Annotated in this window: 14 protein-coding genes; 3 read left to right on the forward strand and 11 right to left on the reverse strand. The window is 69.5% G+C overall.

Going from position 1 to position 13,001, the window contains the following annotated elements; genetic code table 11:
* Window position 1: 1 nt before the first annotated feature.
* From ribD to RAH39_RS00105, 6 genes are all read right to left on the reverse strand, one after another.
* Window positions 2-1,123 carry a bifunctional diaminohydroxyphosphoribosylaminopyrimidine deaminase/5-amino-6-(5-phosphoribosylamino)uracil reductase RibD gene (ribD, locus tag RAH39_RS00080; protein WP_306590766.1) on the reverse strand — a complete coding sequence of 374 codons (1,122 nt, stop codon included), beginning with the start codon at window positions 1,121-1,123 and terminating at the stop codon, window positions 2-4.
* Window positions 1,116-2,024, reverse strand: coding sequence for a signal recognition particle-docking protein FtsY (gene ftsY / locus RAH39_RS00085; RefSeq protein WP_306590767.1), 909 nt, complete (start codon window positions 2,022-2,024; stop codon window positions 1,116-1,118). Before ftsY ends, ribD begins: the two co-directional genes overlap by 8 nt.
* A gap of 203 nt (window positions 2,025-2,227) precedes the next feature.
* Window positions 2,228-4,624, reverse strand: a complete 2,397-nt coding sequence (lon, locus tag RAH39_RS00090) for an endopeptidase La (protein WP_306590768.1) — start codon at window positions 4,622-4,624, stop codon at window positions 2,228-2,230.
* Between the two features lie 28 nt (window positions 4,625-4,652).
* Window positions 4,653-5,222 (reverse strand): transcriptional regulator NrdR, encoded by a 570-nt coding sequence (gene nrdR / locus RAH39_RS00095; RefSeq protein ID WP_306590769.1) that lies wholly within the window; start codon window positions 5,220-5,222, stop codon window positions 4,653-4,655.
* Window positions 5,223-5,228: 6 nt separating this feature from the next.
* On the reverse strand, window positions 5,229-5,675 hold the full coding sequence (locus RAH39_RS00100) for an OsmC family protein (RefSeq protein WP_306590770.1): 447 nt from the start codon (window positions 5,673-5,675) through the stop codon (window positions 5,229-5,231).
* A gap of 49 nt (window positions 5,676-5,724) precedes the next feature.
* On the reverse strand, window positions 5,725-6,519 hold the full coding sequence (locus RAH39_RS00105) for an alpha/beta fold hydrolase (RefSeq protein ID WP_306590771.1): 795 nt from the start codon (window positions 6,517-6,519) through the stop codon (window positions 5,725-5,727).
* 119 nt (window positions 6,520-6,638) lie between these two features.
* Between RAH39_RS00105 and RAH39_RS00110 the strand changes: the two genes are divergently transcribed.
* Window positions 6,639-7,916: a transcription antitermination factor NusB gene (locus tag RAH39_RS00110; protein ID WP_306590772.1), complete on the forward strand. Its 1,278-nt coding sequence runs from the start codon at window positions 6,639-6,641 to the stop codon at window positions 7,914-7,916.
* Between the two features lie 38 nt (window positions 7,917-7,954).
* On the opposite strand, the gene RAH39_RS00115 is transcribed toward RAH39_RS00110, so the two are convergent.
* The 3 genes from RAH39_RS00115 to RAH39_RS00125 form a co-directional block, all read right to left on the reverse strand.
* Window positions 7,955-8,905, reverse strand: a complete 951-nt coding sequence (locus tag RAH39_RS00115) for an alpha/beta hydrolase (protein WP_306590773.1) — start codon at window positions 8,903-8,905, stop codon at window positions 7,955-7,957.
* A 75-nt stretch (window positions 8,906-8,980) separates the two neighbouring features.
* Complete coding sequence (locus RAH39_RS00120; protein ID WP_306590774.1) at window positions 8,981-9,478, reverse strand: type 1 periplasmic-binding domain-containing protein; 498 nt, start codon at window positions 9,476-9,478, stop codon at window positions 8,981-8,983.
* 94 nt (window positions 9,479-9,572) lie between these two features.
* The gene (locus RAH39_RS00125) at window positions 9,573-10,343 is read right to left on the reverse strand and encodes an RsmE family RNA methyltransferase (protein WP_306590775.1); all 771 of its coding nucleotides are present in this window, start codon (window positions 10,341-10,343) and stop codon (window positions 9,573-9,575) included.
* Between the two features lie 70 nt (window positions 10,344-10,413).
* On the opposite strand from RAH39_RS00125, the gene RAH39_RS00130 reads away from it, so the two are divergent.
* Entirely contained in the window at window positions 10,414-11,358 is a 945-nt protein-coding gene (locus RAH39_RS00130) for a TerC family protein (RefSeq protein ID WP_306590776.1), read from the forward strand.
* The gene (gene ribF / locus RAH39_RS00135; RefSeq protein ID WP_306590777.1) at window positions 11,358-12,293 is read left to right on the forward strand and encodes a riboflavin biosynthesis protein RibF; all 936 of its coding nucleotides are present in this window, start codon (window positions 11,358-11,360) and stop codon (window positions 12,291-12,293) included. The genes RAH39_RS00130 and ribF overlap by 1 nt, the downstream gene beginning before the upstream one ends.
* A gap of 22 nt (window positions 12,294-12,315) precedes the next feature.
* On the opposite strand, the gene RAH39_RS00140 is transcribed toward ribF, so the two are convergent.
* Window positions 12,316-12,516, reverse strand: a complete 201-nt coding sequence (locus RAH39_RS00140; RefSeq protein ID WP_306590778.1) for a hypothetical protein — start codon at window positions 12,514-12,516, stop codon at window positions 12,316-12,318.
* Between the two features lie 145 nt (window positions 12,517-12,661).
* Window positions 12,662-12,916: a hypothetical protein gene (locus tag RAH39_RS00145; RefSeq protein WP_306590779.1), complete on the reverse strand. Its 255-nt coding sequence runs from the start codon at window positions 12,914-12,916 to the stop codon at window positions 12,662-12,664.
* Between the last annotated feature and the right edge of the window lie 85 nt (window positions 12,917-13,001).

The following is a 13,001-nucleotide window of genomic DNA, read 5'->3' on the forward strand; positions in this document are numbered from 1 at the left end:
ACTACCGCCAGACCTCCCACCGTCCGCCCGGCCACCGGGCCACCGCGCGGCGTTCCCAGGAGCTGGGAAGGGGCAGATCGAGGGGCGTCCCTCCGGCCGGCGCGTCGCTCCGGAAGCAGTGGAATTCGTCGGCCAGACCCTGATCGAGGAAATCCCGAACCAGGGAGCCTCCGCCTTCCACCAGCACCCGTCCCACGCCGCGCGCGCCCAGTTCATGAAGAAGGTGGCGGAGGCTGCATCCCTTCGGGGCTGGCGGCAGGTGCAGATCTTCCACGTCGCGGAGCGGCGCCGGGGTTCCCGTCACGGCCCGCAGGGCGGGCTGGCCGGCGACCGGTTGCCAGATCCGAGCGGTGGAGGGAACCTGGCCCGCCGGATCCACCACCACGCGATGGAAGGTCCGGTGGGGGGCCGTCGGAGCGGGCCATCGGTCCGTGAGCTGGGGGTCGTCCATTTCCGCCGTGCGGCGCCCCACGACGATGGCCTCGGACGCCCGGCGGAGGGCGTGGCCCAGCCGCTGGACGGCGGGCGGCGTGACCTGGGTGCGCTGTCCCTCCGGTCCGAGCGCTCCGTCGGAACCCAGCGCCAGCTTGAGGCTGACCCAGGGCAACCCGGCGTGGATGAACTTGAAGAAGGGAGCGTGAAAGCGGGCGCAGGCCTCCGCCAGCACGCCCTCCTCCACGGGCAGCCCCTGGGCCCGCAGGATGGCCATTCCGCCCCCGTCCACCCGCGGATTGGGATCGCGAACGCCCACCACCACCCGGGCGATGCCCGCCTGCAGAAGGGCCTGGGTGCAGGGTCCCGTCCGGCCCTGGTGGCAGCAGGGCTCCAGGGTGACGTAGGCGGTGGCTCCGCGAACGTCCTCCTCCCGGGATTCGGCGTCCCGCAGGGCCATGATCTCGCCGTGGGGGTCCCCCGCCCGGGTGTGGGACCCGATCCCCAGAACCCGTCCATCCTTCACCAGAGCGCAACCCACGGGGGGATTGGGGCTGGAGAGCCCGACCCCCTTCAGCCCCTCCTGGAGGGCCAGGGCCATGAAGTGCGGATCCCCGGAAAGCCCCTCGGGTACCGGCCAGGGGCCGCCGGTGGCGAGGGCCCAGGCGGTCTCGGGGGACAACTCAGACATCGAGCAGGCCGTCCACGAAGGCTTCGGGGTCGAAGGGGATGAGGTCGTCGACGCCCTCCCCCACGCCCACGAAGGCGATGGGCAGCTTGAGGCGCTCCAAAATGGGAACCACGACGCCCCCCTTGGCGCTGCCGTCCAGCTTGGTGAGGACGAGGTCCGTAACCCCTGCGACGCGCGCGAAGGTCTCCGCCTGGACCAATCCGTTTTGGCCGGTGGTGGCGTCCAGGACGAGCAGCACCCGATGGGGGGCTTCCGGGATGACCTTCTGGAGGCTGCGCCGGATCTTGTCCAGCTCCTTCATCAGGTGGTCCTTGGTGTGGAGGCGGCCCGCGGTGTCGATCAGCACCCACGGCGTGCCCTTCGCTTTCGCGCTGGCGGCGCCGTCGAAGGCGATGGCGGCGGGGTCGCCCCCCATCTGGTTGCGGATGACCGGTACCCCGGCCCGCTCGCCCCACAGTTCCAGTTGATCGATGGCCGCGGCGCGAAAGGTGTCCCCCGCCACCACGAGAACGCCCTCGCCGCGGGCCTTCAGGTGGGCGGCCAGCTTGCCCAGGGTCGTTGTTTTTCCGACACCGTTGACGCCCACCAGGAGGACGACCTGGGTGCCGCGGGCGGCAAAGGGCGCGGCGGGCTGCTGGCGGAGGAGCTTCAGCAGCTCCTCTTTGAGGATGGCCTTGGGATCGATATCTCCGCGCTTCAGTTCGGACTTGAGCCGATCCATCAGCTGATCCACGGCCTTCACGCCGAGGTCCGCTTGGAGCAGCAGGTCTTCCAGTTCCTGGAGCTGGGCCGCGTCCAGCCGCCGGAGCCCCAGAAGCCGGCCCATGGGTGCGAGCACCACGTCCTGGGTCCGCTTCAGCCCCTGCCTGAATTTGTCGAACAGGCCATCGAGAAAGCCCACGCCCACCTCGCGAAACTCCAGTCTACCGAAGCCCAGCCGCGTTCCACGTGGAACATGGGCTCCCTGTCCCCGTCATGGAAGGGCGGCGCATGGGGAGGAATCAGTACCGGCACGATCGCGCCCATAAGCGAAGGCCAGGGTCAGCAGGGCCTCGGAAGAGGCAATGCTGACCCTGGCTCCGTCGCGGAGACGAAGGGCTAAATTTATCTTTTCCTTGATTTGGGAGGGATGGGCCGCACCCATCCGATCAGCGCCTGCTCGAAGACATCCTCCACGTGCTTCACGGGATGGAAGCTCAACTGGTCGCGGAGTTCCGGATCGATCTCCTCCAGATCCTTCTGGTTGGCGTCGGGCATGAGGATGTCCTTGATGCCGAGCCGGAGGGCCGCAAGAGCCTTCTCCTTCAGGCCGCCGATGGGCAGGGCCTCGCCGCGGAGGTCGATCTCGCCGGTCATCGCAAGGGTGTTCCGGACGGGAAGGCCCTTCAGCACGGACAGGAGGGCCGTGGCCATGGCCAAGCCGGCGCTGGGGCCGTCCTTGGGGATGGCGCCCTCGGGGAAGTGGATGTGGAGGTCCTGCTTCTGGAAGACTTCGGGGTCGATCCCGAAGGCCTCACCGCGACTCCGGATGTAGCTGAGGGCGGCCTGGGCGCTCTCCTTCATCACGTCGCCCAACTGGCCGGTGAGGGTCAGGGCGCCCTTCCCCGGCATTTTGAGGGCTTCCACGAACAGGACTTCGCCGCCCACGGCGGTCCAGGCCAGGCCGGTCACGACGCCCACCCGGGGCGCCTTCAGCCGGGCGTCCTGGAGGAACTTCACGGGGCCGAGGAGTTCCCGGAGGCCCTCCGGATCCAGGATGAAGGCCTTCTTCAGGGTGTTCTCGGCTACCCGGCGGGCCACCTTGCGGCAGACGGCGCCGATCTCGCGCTCCAGCTGGCGGAGGCCCGCCTCGTGGGTGTAGCCGGTGATGATGGCCTTCAACGCCTTCTTCGGAATGGACAGCTTTTGTCGCGTAATGCCGTGCTTCTCCATCTGTTTGGGGATGAGGTGGCGCTCGGCGATTCCGACCTTCTCTTCCAGGGTGTAGCTGTTGAGGGTGATGACTTCCATGCGGTCCCGGAAGGCCGGGTGGATGGGCTCCAGCTCGTTGGCGTTGGCCAGGAACAACACCTGGCTGAGGTCCAGGGGCACGTTCAGGTAGTGGTCGCGGAAGGTGTGGTTCTGCTCGGGATCCAGCACCTCCAGCAGGGCCGCGCTCGGGTCCCCGCGCATGTCGCGGCCGATCTTGTCCACCTCGTCGAGCATGATCACGGGATTCATGCTCTTCACCTGGTGGAGGGCCTGGACGATGCGGCCCGGCATGGCGCCCACGTAGGTGCGGCGGTGGCCGCGGATCTCGCTCTCGTCGTGGACCCCGCCCAGGGAGATCCGGGCGTACTTCCGGCCCAGCGCCCGGGCGATGGACTTCCCGAGGGAGGTCTTGCCCACGCCCGGAGGTCCCACGAAGCACAGGATGGTCCCGCGGAGGTCCGGCTTGAGCTTGCGGACGGCCAGGAACTCCAGGAGGCGGTCCTTGATCTTGGGCAGCCCGAAGTGGTCCTCATCCAGAACCGTCTGGGCCTGCTTCAGGTCGAGGTTGTCCTCCGTGAAACTGCCCCAGGGCAGCTCCGTCATCCACTCCAGGTAGGTGCGCGTGACGGCCGTCTCGCTGGAATCGGGGTGCATCCGCTCCAGCTTGCGGAGGTTGCGCTCGATCTCGACGAGCGGCTCTTCGGGCACCTTCAGGAGGGCCAACTTGTCGCGGAAGCCCTGGATCTCCTCGGCCAGCTCGGAGCCCTCGCCCAGCTCCTGCTGGATGGCCTTGAGCTGCTGGCGGAGGTAGTACTCCCGCTGGCTCTTGTCCATCTCGCCGCGGGCTTCCAGGGTGATCTTCTGCTGGACCTCCAGGAGCTGGATCTCCCGCATCAGCAGCTCGTTCACGCGCTTCAGGCGGAGGCCGGGATGGGCGATCTCCAGCACCTCCTGGGTCTGCTGGAGCTTGAGGTCCAGGTTGGAGGCCACCAGGTCCGCCAGCCGGCCCGGATTGTCCAGGTTGCCCGCGATCACCAGCACTTCCTGGGGCAGCGTCTTGCCCAGGGCGACGGCCTTCTCGAGGGTCTGCTTCACGCTCCGCAGGAGGGCGTCCTGTTCGAGGTCCGGCGATTTCATCTCGGGTTCGGCGAGGGGCTCCACCCGCGCCTTGAAGACGTTTTCCGTCTCCGTGAAGTACTCCACGCGCACCCGCTGGAGCCCCTGGACCAGCGCCCGGATGCGGCCGTCCGGCAGCTTGAGGACCCGCATGATCAGGGCGGCCGTCCCCACGTGGTACAGCTCGTCCGGCTTGGGGTTGTCCATCTCCACCTGCTTCTGGGAGAGGAGCAGGACCATGCGGTGCTCCACCAGCGCCACGTCCACGGCGCGGATGGATTTCTCCCGGCTGACGCTGAGGGGCAGGATCACGTAGGGGTAGACCACCACGTCCCGCAGCGGGATCACCGGCAATTCTTCGGGCAGCTTGGGCTGCTCGTCGGGAGGGGAAGGCAGCAGGAGATCGTCGGCCACGGAAAAAACCTCGGCCTTCAGAATACCCCTACTTCCGCCGCGGCCTCCGGATGGAGGCCTCCGCCTCGCTCGGGAACAGGGCCTGGGGCACCGGTTTGGCGGGTTCGACGGCGGCGACCGGCCGCTCCGCGCGCCCGCCGCCCGCCTCCTTCTGCATGAGGCCCTCGAGGGCCTTCACGAAATCCGGCAGGTCCTTGAAGTCGCGGTAGACCGACGCGAAGCGGACGTAGGCCACCTGGTCCAGCCCCTTCAGCTCGTCCATGATCAGCTCGCCCAATTCCCGGCTGCGGATCTCGCGATCGGGTCGCTCCATCAGGCGGGATTGGAGATCGCCCACCAGCTCCTCGATGCGGGCGAGGGACACGGGCCGCTTCTGGCAGGCCAGCAGCAGGCCCTTCATCAGCTTCTGGCGGTCGAAGGGCTCCCGCCGGCCGTCCTTCTTGAGGATCACCAGAGGCACTTCCTCCACCCGCTCGTAGCTGGTGAAGCGCCGGGCGCAGGAGAGGCACTCCCGGCGGCGGCGGATGGAATCGCCTTCGCGGGACTCCCGGGAGTCCACCACTTTGTCTTCGAGGTGCCCGCAGAAGGGACAGCGCATCGGGGGCTAGACCTCCACCACGCGCGGTTCCAGCACGGCCTCGCAGGTGACGGAATTGGCGACGAAGCAGTACTTGTGGGCCTTTTCGAACAGCTCCACCACCTTCGCCATGCCCGTGCCCCGGGGGACGCGGATCACGGGACGGAGGTGGACCTTCGTGATGCGCGTGACCTTGTCCACCATGTCCAGCACCGCTTCCGCGCGGTCCTCGTAGCCCACCACCGGCACCTGGGCCTTGGCGCAGAGGGCCAGGAACGTGAGCATGTGGCAGGTGGCGAGGGCGGAGCCCAGCAGGTCCTCCGGGTTCCATCGCGCGGCGTCGCCCGCGTACTCCGGCGCGCTGCTCACGGCGATGGGGGCCTTCCCCGGCGCCGTCACGGTGGCGTTGCGGGTGTAGGCCTTGTCCAGCGTATTGCCGGTCCAGGCGACGGTGAGGGGATAGCTGTGGGCCATGGGGCCTCCGCGGGCGACGGGGATAGCTTAACCCCGCGGAGGTCGGGCCCTAGCGGGCGGGCAGCCGCTCCAGCCAGGTCTTCAGCCGGCGGTTGAAGGCCTCCGGCTGCTCGTAGGCGACCAGATGGCCGGCCTTGGGGATGATCTCCAGCTCGGCCCCGGGAATGGCCTCCGCGAGGCGCTGGGATTCGCTGGACGGGATGATCGTGTCGTCGGCGCCCGTGACGACGAGGGTGGGCACGCCGATGCGGGAGAGTCCCGGCGTGCGGTCGGGCCGGTCCGCCATGCCGAGCAGCGCGGCGGCCACGCCTTCGGCCCGGGAGGGTTCCATCAGGGCGCGCACCTCCTTCGCCATCGCCTGATCGGGGTTGTCCGCGGCGAGCATCTTGGGGGCCATGTCGTCGATGACCGAGCCCGGCCCTTCCTTCCGCACCTTGTCGGCGGTCGCCCGGCGCTTGGTGGCGGCATCGGGGGTGTCGGCGCCGGCCCGGGTGCCCACCAGAACCAGGCCCCGCAGGAGGTCGGGGAAGCGCGCCTGGAAGGCCAGGGCCACGTAGCCGCCCATGGAATGGGCGATCAAGACCACGGGACCCGTTTCCCACTCCCGCAGGAGCGCCGCCAGGTCCTCCGCGTAGCGGTCCATGGAGACGGCGCCTTTGGAGCCCTCGCTTTCCCCCAGCCCCCGCAGATCGGGGGCCAGGACGCGGTGGGTGGCGGAGAACGCCTCCACTTGCTTGTCCCACGCGCCCCGGGACAGCGGAAAGCCGTGAACGAACAGCAGGGGCGGCTGACCGGTTCCCCGGTCGGTGTAGGCGAGGGCGAGACCTTCCACGGTTGTCTTCACGCTGTCTCCTTTTTCCAGGTTGTGCGGGACGGGTCTTGGCGTTGGGGAGGCGCCTGGCGGCGCCAAGGGTCAATATGGGGCCTTGGGCCATAATCGGAATTGGTTTTTTCTGGAGTGCCATGCCCACACCCGCCCGCCTTCACGTCGCCCACGCCCTCCACGGCGTGTTCGGAGAAGGGGAACGGGTTCCGGACATCTGGGACCGGGACCTCGGGGAGGACGCTCACTTGGCGCAGGCCCTCCTGGGCCACTGCCTCCGCCGCTGGGGGCGCCTCCAGGCCTGGGTGAAGCCCAACCTCAAGGACCCATCCCGGGGCGTGCCCCTGGGGACCCAGGTGGCCCTGGCCATGGGCCTGGCCCAGCTCGCGTGGCTGCCCGGGGTGAGCGACCACGCCGCCGTGAACGAATCCGTCCTCCTGGCCGCGGACCGGGAGTTGGGCTTCCCTCCCCACAAGGGACTGGTCAACGCCCTGCTCCGCCGGGCGGCCAAGGACCGCGCCGCGCTGGCCGCCCAGCTGGAGGCCCTTCCCGCCTCCCTGGACCGCTCCCCCGCCGTGGAGCAGGCGCTCCGGATGGCCCTGGCCCCCCACGGCGCCGCGGATCAGTTGGAAGCCCTGTGGGCCCGCCTCCAGCAGCCCCCCCGCCCCGCATTCCGGGTGCTGAAGGGCGAATCCCCCGAGGGTCTGGTTCCGGATCTGGAGGTGCCCTCCGCCCTGCGGATGGCCGAGGGCGGCTCTTTCCCGCGCCCCTGGCTGGAATCCGGCGCGGGGATGGTCCAGGACCGCACCTCCCAGGCGCTGCTCGCCTACGCCTGGAACCGGCCCGTGGCCCGCATCCTGGACGCCTGCGCCGCGCCCGGGGGCAAGACCACGGCCCTGGCCCGGCGCCATCCCGGCGCGGAAATCACGGCTCTGGAAGCCCACCCCCGGCGCGCCGCCCGTCTCCGCTTGACGCTCCAGCAGCGCGAGGTCGAGGCGGAGGTGATCCAGGCGGACGCGGCCGAATGGCTGGAGCGAACGGAGGAGGCCTTCGATCTGATCCTGGTCGACGCCCCCTGCAGCGGGAGCGGCACCCTCCAGAAACATCCCGAGTGGCCCTGGCTGGCCCACGACGAGCTGCCCCGCCTCACCGGGCTCCAGCGGCGGCTCCTGACCGCCGCCGCGGACCGCCTCGCGCCCCGGGGGCTGCTGATCTACGCCGTCTGTTCCTGGCTGCCGGAAGAGGCGGAGGCCCACCGGGAGTGGCTGGCGGAGGCGAGGCCCGACCTGCGACCCGCGACGGTGTGGCCCGCGGGCCTCGGCGTGGAGTCCGGAACCGCCCCCACGGCGCGGTTCCAGCCCCACCCCCTCCGCTGGGAAGGAGAGGGATTCCAGGCCTTCGCCCTCACCTGGGGCTGATGAGCGCACCCGTGCAGAAGCGGAGCGCCGCGGCGGCCTCAGGGTTCCGCGAAGGCCCGTTTCAGGGCCTGGGCGATCCGGTCCAGGGCTCTTTCCGCGGCGGAGAAGACCGCGGGAAAGAGGATGAAATCGTGGAGCATCCCGGCGTAGGACGCATGGGTCACCGGGACGCCCAGGGTCCGAAGGCGATCCGCGTAGGCCCGGCCCTGATCCGCCAGGATGTCGCATTCGGCCGTGAGGATCGTCGCCGGCGGAAGGCCCGCGCCGTGGACCGCGCATAGCGGCGAAGCGGCTCGCCCGTCCGCGTGGGCGAGGTAGTGCGCTCGGTACCAGGCGAGGCTCTCCGCCGACAGCCAGGGGCCCCTTCCGAAGTGCCGGAAGGATTCCGCAGCTTCGGCCCCGGACGACAGGTCGGTCCAGGGGCAGATCAGGACTTGGTGGCGCACCCGCGGCGTCCCCTCGTCCCGGGCCCGCAGGGCGACCAGCGCCGCCAGGTTGCCTCCGGCGCTGTCGCCTGCCACGGCCAGGCGAGCGGGGTCCCCGTCGAAGGACGCGGCTTCACTGGCCGTCCATTGAAGAGCGATCCAGGCGTCCTCGACCGCGGCGGGAAAAGGAGCCTCCGGCGCGAGGCGGTAGCCCACGGACACCACGATGCAGCCGGCGCAGGCCGCCAGGCGGGTGCAGAGCGGCTCGAATTCGCCGAGGGTCCCCAGGACGAAGCCGCCCCCGTGGAAGAAGACCAAAACGGGATGGGGGCCGGGGCCCGGGGGCGTCGCGATGCGAAGGGGGACGCTTCCCGCGAGGGCTGAGCGCACGGCGACGTCCTGCCGGGGCTCGCCGGCCCAGGCCCGGGGCAGGAACCCTTGGCGAGCTTCCGAGGGGCTCTGGACGGAGAGGGGCGGTCCGCTTTCGGCGGACAGCCGGGAGAGCAGCGCTTCCGCCTCGGGATGCAGCTCGCCGGGATGGTCGGGGTAGAACTTGCTCGGCATGGGGCCTCTCCTCGCCTCAAAATGCGCGAAGGCCCTCGGAAAGGGCCTTCGCAGGGATCGCCGGACGGAGCCGGATCAGATCTGGCTGGCGCCCGGAGGAATGATGACGCCCGTGAGGGCCGCGACCTTCGCGTTGGCCAGGAGCTTGCCGCCGGTGCCGGGGCCCACGCCCAGGACGGCGCCCTGGCGGACGGCGGCTTCGGTGGTGGCGACGGTGGGGACCTTGGCGGCGGCCATCCGCTGGATCAGGAAGGAGGCGGCGCTGCTGCCGTCGCCGGCTACCTTGTCGCCGGCCACGAGGACCACCGCGTCGGGATGGCGGCTGCCCAGGGTGGTCAGCGCCTTGCCCATGTCCTGCTGGCCCTTGACGTCCACCACGATGACCTTCATTCCCGGCAGGGCGCCGCTGATGGCTTCCACGGCGGCCTTGCTGCTCGTGGAATCGCACACCACGGCCACGGTCGAGGCCTGGGGGAGGGCGTGGCGCATGGCCTTCCCGAGGGCATCGTAGTCCCCGGCGGCAAGGGAGAGGGTCGACAGGACCACGGCGGAGAGCAGGCTCGCGAGCTTCATGGGAAAGATCTCCTCGCCCGTCCGACGTCCGCCGGTCCGGGCACAGGAGACCTCATCGGCCCTCATTCCTATTTCTTGAATGGACCAAGGGTCGTTATTTCTGCTCTTGCGTTTTTGACGCAGGAATCGTGATCGGAATCTCAGCCTGTCCCAACGCGAATTGAACGGCGCCCAGGAGGGCGACGGGGGCGGTGACGGCGCGGAGGATGCTGCGGCCGAGGCTCACGGATCGCCATCCCGCGGCGGACAGCGCGGCGAATTCGGCGTCGGTGATCCCGCCTTCGGGTCCGCTGGTGAAAGCGAGGGGCTCCCGCCGGAGGACGGGGTTCGCCTCGCCGGTGGCGAGCTCGTAGGCCACCCACTTCTGCGGGGAGTCCCACCCGAGGAGGGCGCCGAACGGAACGGGCGGGCGCAACTCGGGCCGGCGGGTGCGGTGGCTCTGCTCGCAGGCGGATTGGACGAGCCGGGCCCAGCGCTCCATGCGGGCGGCCGTCTTGGCGGGGTCGAACTCGCTGCGGGCGTAGATCACCGGCTGGAGGAGGATCGCGCCCAGTTCCACCAGCGGGGGGATCCACTCGTCGAACAGGCTGAGCTGGGCCGGGAGCGGCAAGCAGGCCTGGAGGGCGATGGGCGGTTCCCGGTCCTCCTGGAGGGGGGCGACCAGCCGCGCGAGGGCCCGCTCCCGCCCCAGTTCCGCGAGGTCCGCCGTCCAGGGAGCCTCGCCCAGCACGAGTTCGAGGGCGTCTCCCGGTTTCAATCGAAGGGCGCGCAGGTGTTTTGCGGCGTCGAAGTCCAGCGGGACGGCGAGGTTCTCCACGGGGGAAATCCCGGCGGGAAGGTGCAGAAAAAGGCGCGGAAGGCTCACGGGGCCATCATCCCACGGGGGCCGGCGGGGGGCTTCCCCCCTTCGCTAAGCTGGAAGGCCTGGAGGCACCTTGGTCGACGCCCTGCTGCAAGCCGCTCCCTGGTGGGCCTGGGGGGGCTTTCACGCCTTCGTGTTCCTGATGCTGGCCCTCGACCTGGGCGTGTTCAACCGGCGGATCCACGCGCCCTCCATGAAGGAGGCGGGGATCTGGAGCGCGGTGTGGATCGGGCTGGCGCTGATCTTCAACGGGCTGATCTTCCAGGCGGAAGGCACGCAGAAGGGACTGGAGTGGCTCACGGGCTACGTCCTGGAGAAGTCGCTCAGCGTGGACAACCTGTTCGTGTTCGTCCTCGTGTTCCAGAGCTTTCGGGTGGACCTGCGGCACCAGCACCGGGTGCTGTTCTGGGGCGTGCTCGGCGCTCTGTTGATGCGGGCCGCGATGATCCTGGCCGGAACGGCGCTGCTGAACCGCTTCCACTGGATGATCTACGTGTTCGGCGGTTTCCTGATCTTCACGGGCATCCGGATGCTGCTGACGAAGGGATCGGGGCCCGATCCCACCCAGAACCCGCTGGTGCGCGCGTTCCGCCGCTTCGTCCCCTACGACGAGAAGGGGGGTCACGAGCACTTCTGGTCCCTTCGCGACGGCCGGCGCTACGCCACGCCCATGCTGCTGGTGCTGATCACCATCGAGGTGACGGACCTGGTCTTCGCGGTGGATTCCATTCCCGCCGTGCTCGCCGTGAGCCGCGATCCCTTCGTGGTCTATACGTCGAACATCTTCGCGGTCCTCGGCCTTCGGAGCCTCTACTTCCTGCTCGCCAAGGCCATGGACCGCTTCCATCGGCTGAAGACGGGCCTGGCGGTGGTGCTGGCGTTCGTGGGCCTCAAGATGTGCGCCGCGGAATGGGTGAAGATCCCCGTTCACTACAGCCTGTTGGTGATCGCCGCGATCCTCGCGGGCAGCATCATCACCAGCCTGGCGTGGCCGGCCGAGCAGCAGGATGCCGAATGATGGACGTCTGGCATAAGGCTCTCGACGCCGCGCCCGCCGCGGGTCCCGTCGTCCTCACCCTCGGGATCTTCGACGGCGTCCACGCCGGCCATCGGGAACTGCTGCGGATCGCGTCGAATCGCGCGCGGGCGCTGGGGCTGCGGTCCGCCGTGGTCACCTTCGACCCCCATCCCGCCGTGGTGGTGGCCCCCCAGAGCAAGCCCAAGCTGCTGATGACCCTCGACCAGCGCTTGGCGGCGTTCGCGTCCGAGGGCGTGGATCTCGCGTGGGTGATCCCGTTCAGCCGCTCCTTTTCGGAACTGAGTCCCGCCGCCTTTCTCGAAGGGCTGGGGCGGGTTCTGTCCCCGGCGGAGCTGCACGTCGGAAAGGCCTTCGCCTTCGGCCGCGACCGCAGCGGATCCGTGGAGACCCTGGAGGCCTGGGGCGCCGCCCACGGCTGCCGGGTCTCCACCCTGGCCCTCCGCGCGCCCGATGGGGGGCGCCTGTCCAGCACCCGCATCCGCCAGGCCCTCGACCGCGGGGAAGTGGCCGCCGCGAAGGAACTGCTGGGGCATCCCTACGCTTTGACGGGCGTGGTGGTGGAAGGCGATCGCCGGGGTCGCCATCTGGGCTTCCCCACGGCCAACCTGGCCTGGGAGCAGGAACAGATGCCGGCTTTCGGCGTCTACGTCACCGAGGCGCTCCTTCCCCACCAGGGCGGGTCGCGGCTGGGCCTCACCAATGTGGGCGAGAAGCCCACGTTTGAAGGCCGCCGCCTGACGGTGGAAACCCACATTCCCGGCTTCGAAGGCGACCTCTATGGAGGCCGACTGGAAGTCCGCTTCCTGCACCGGCTGCGGGGCGAGGTGCGCTTCGCCTCCGTGGACGAACTGCGGGATCAGATCACCCAGGACGTGGCCGAGGGCGTGGCCTGGTGGCAGGCGCGGAAGGCCTGAAAGACCAGAAAGGGGCCCGGCTTCAACTCGCGGCGTCCACGCGCCACCGGGCCAGGGGCCGTTCGGTCAAGTCCCAGACCTGGAATCCCTGGGGCAGGCGGGTGATCCCCAGCCGGCTCCGGATCTGGGCCTTGGCGGACTCGAGGCTGTCGGCCTCGATGGGGCCGTATTCCATGAAGTAGCCGCTGAACTTGTAGCCGAAAGCGCGAGGGGGGATCCGCATGAGGGGCTCCATCTGTTCCGTTTCTCCAATATTCGTCTTTTTTTCGTCAAGTCAAGTCCGACACGAAAAAAAGATGGAGAAACGAGTCCCGGGTGCTCTTTCAGGATCTACCCCTGGGATGGACAGGGCCTGTCCAATGGAGGCCTCAGCGGATCCAGAGCTCCACGCGCCCACGGAAGGGAACCAAGGGGCGGCACGGCGGGGGAGGCAAAGGGCGGAGGACCACCCGGTCCGGGGCGCAGTCGTAGGGTTCGCAGCGGTCCCACCGGCGGGCCTCCCATCGGGGATAGGGGCGGCAGGGTTCCACCATCACCACGGGACGACGGCGCTCCCATCGGCCGTGGGCCGAGAGGGGAAAGGCGGCGAGGGTCGCGAGAGCGAGCAGGGCGAGGCGTCGCATGGGGCCTCCTTCTCGAAACGGGACGAGCTGTCCCGCCTATGGAAGGTCACGCCGCGTGCCAAACATGGAAACCAAGCAAATAAAC

It is taken from the genome of Geothrix sp. 21YS21S-4 (assembly GCF_030845995.1).
Classification (GTDB): domain Bacteria; phylum Acidobacteriota; class Holophagae; order Holophagales; family Holophagaceae; genus Geothrix.

Bases quoted from the DNA above. Each gene is read 5' to 3' on its own strand.
- ribD (WP_306590766.1), bottom strand. From the start codon at position 1,123: ATGTCTGAGTTGTCCCCCGAGACCGCCTGGGCCCTCGCCACCGGCGGC.
- nrdR (WP_306590769.1), bottom strand. From the start codon at position 5,222: ATGCGCTGTCCCTTCTGCGGGCACCTCGAAGACAAAGTGGTGGACTCC.
- RAH39_RS00100 (WP_306590770.1), bottom strand. From the start codon at position 5,675: ATGGCCCACAGCTATCCCCTCACCGTCGCCTGGACCGGCAATACGCTG.
- RAH39_RS00110 (WP_306590772.1), top strand. From the start codon at position 6,639: ATGCCCACACCCGCCCGCCTTCACGTCGCCCACGCCCTCCACGGCGTG.
- RAH39_RS00115 (WP_306590773.1), bottom strand. From the start codon at position 8,905: ATGCCGAGCAAGTTCTACCCCGACCATCCCGGCGAGCTGCATCCCGAG.
- RAH39_RS00120 (WP_306590774.1), bottom strand. From the start codon at position 9,478: ATGAAGCTCGCGAGCCTGCTCTCCGCCGTGGTCCTGTCGACCCTCTCC.
- ribF (WP_306590777.1), top strand. From the start codon at position 11,358: ATGGACGTCTGGCATAAGGCTCTCGACGCCGCGCCCGCCGCGGGTCCC.
- RAH39_RS00140 (WP_306590778.1), bottom strand. From the start codon at position 12,516: ATGCGGATCCCCCCTCGCGCTTTCGGCTACAAGTTCAGCGGCTACTTC.
- RAH39_RS00145 (WP_306590779.1), bottom strand. From the start codon at position 12,916: ATGCGACGCCTCGCCCTGCTCGCTCTCGCGACCCTCGCCGCCTTTCCC.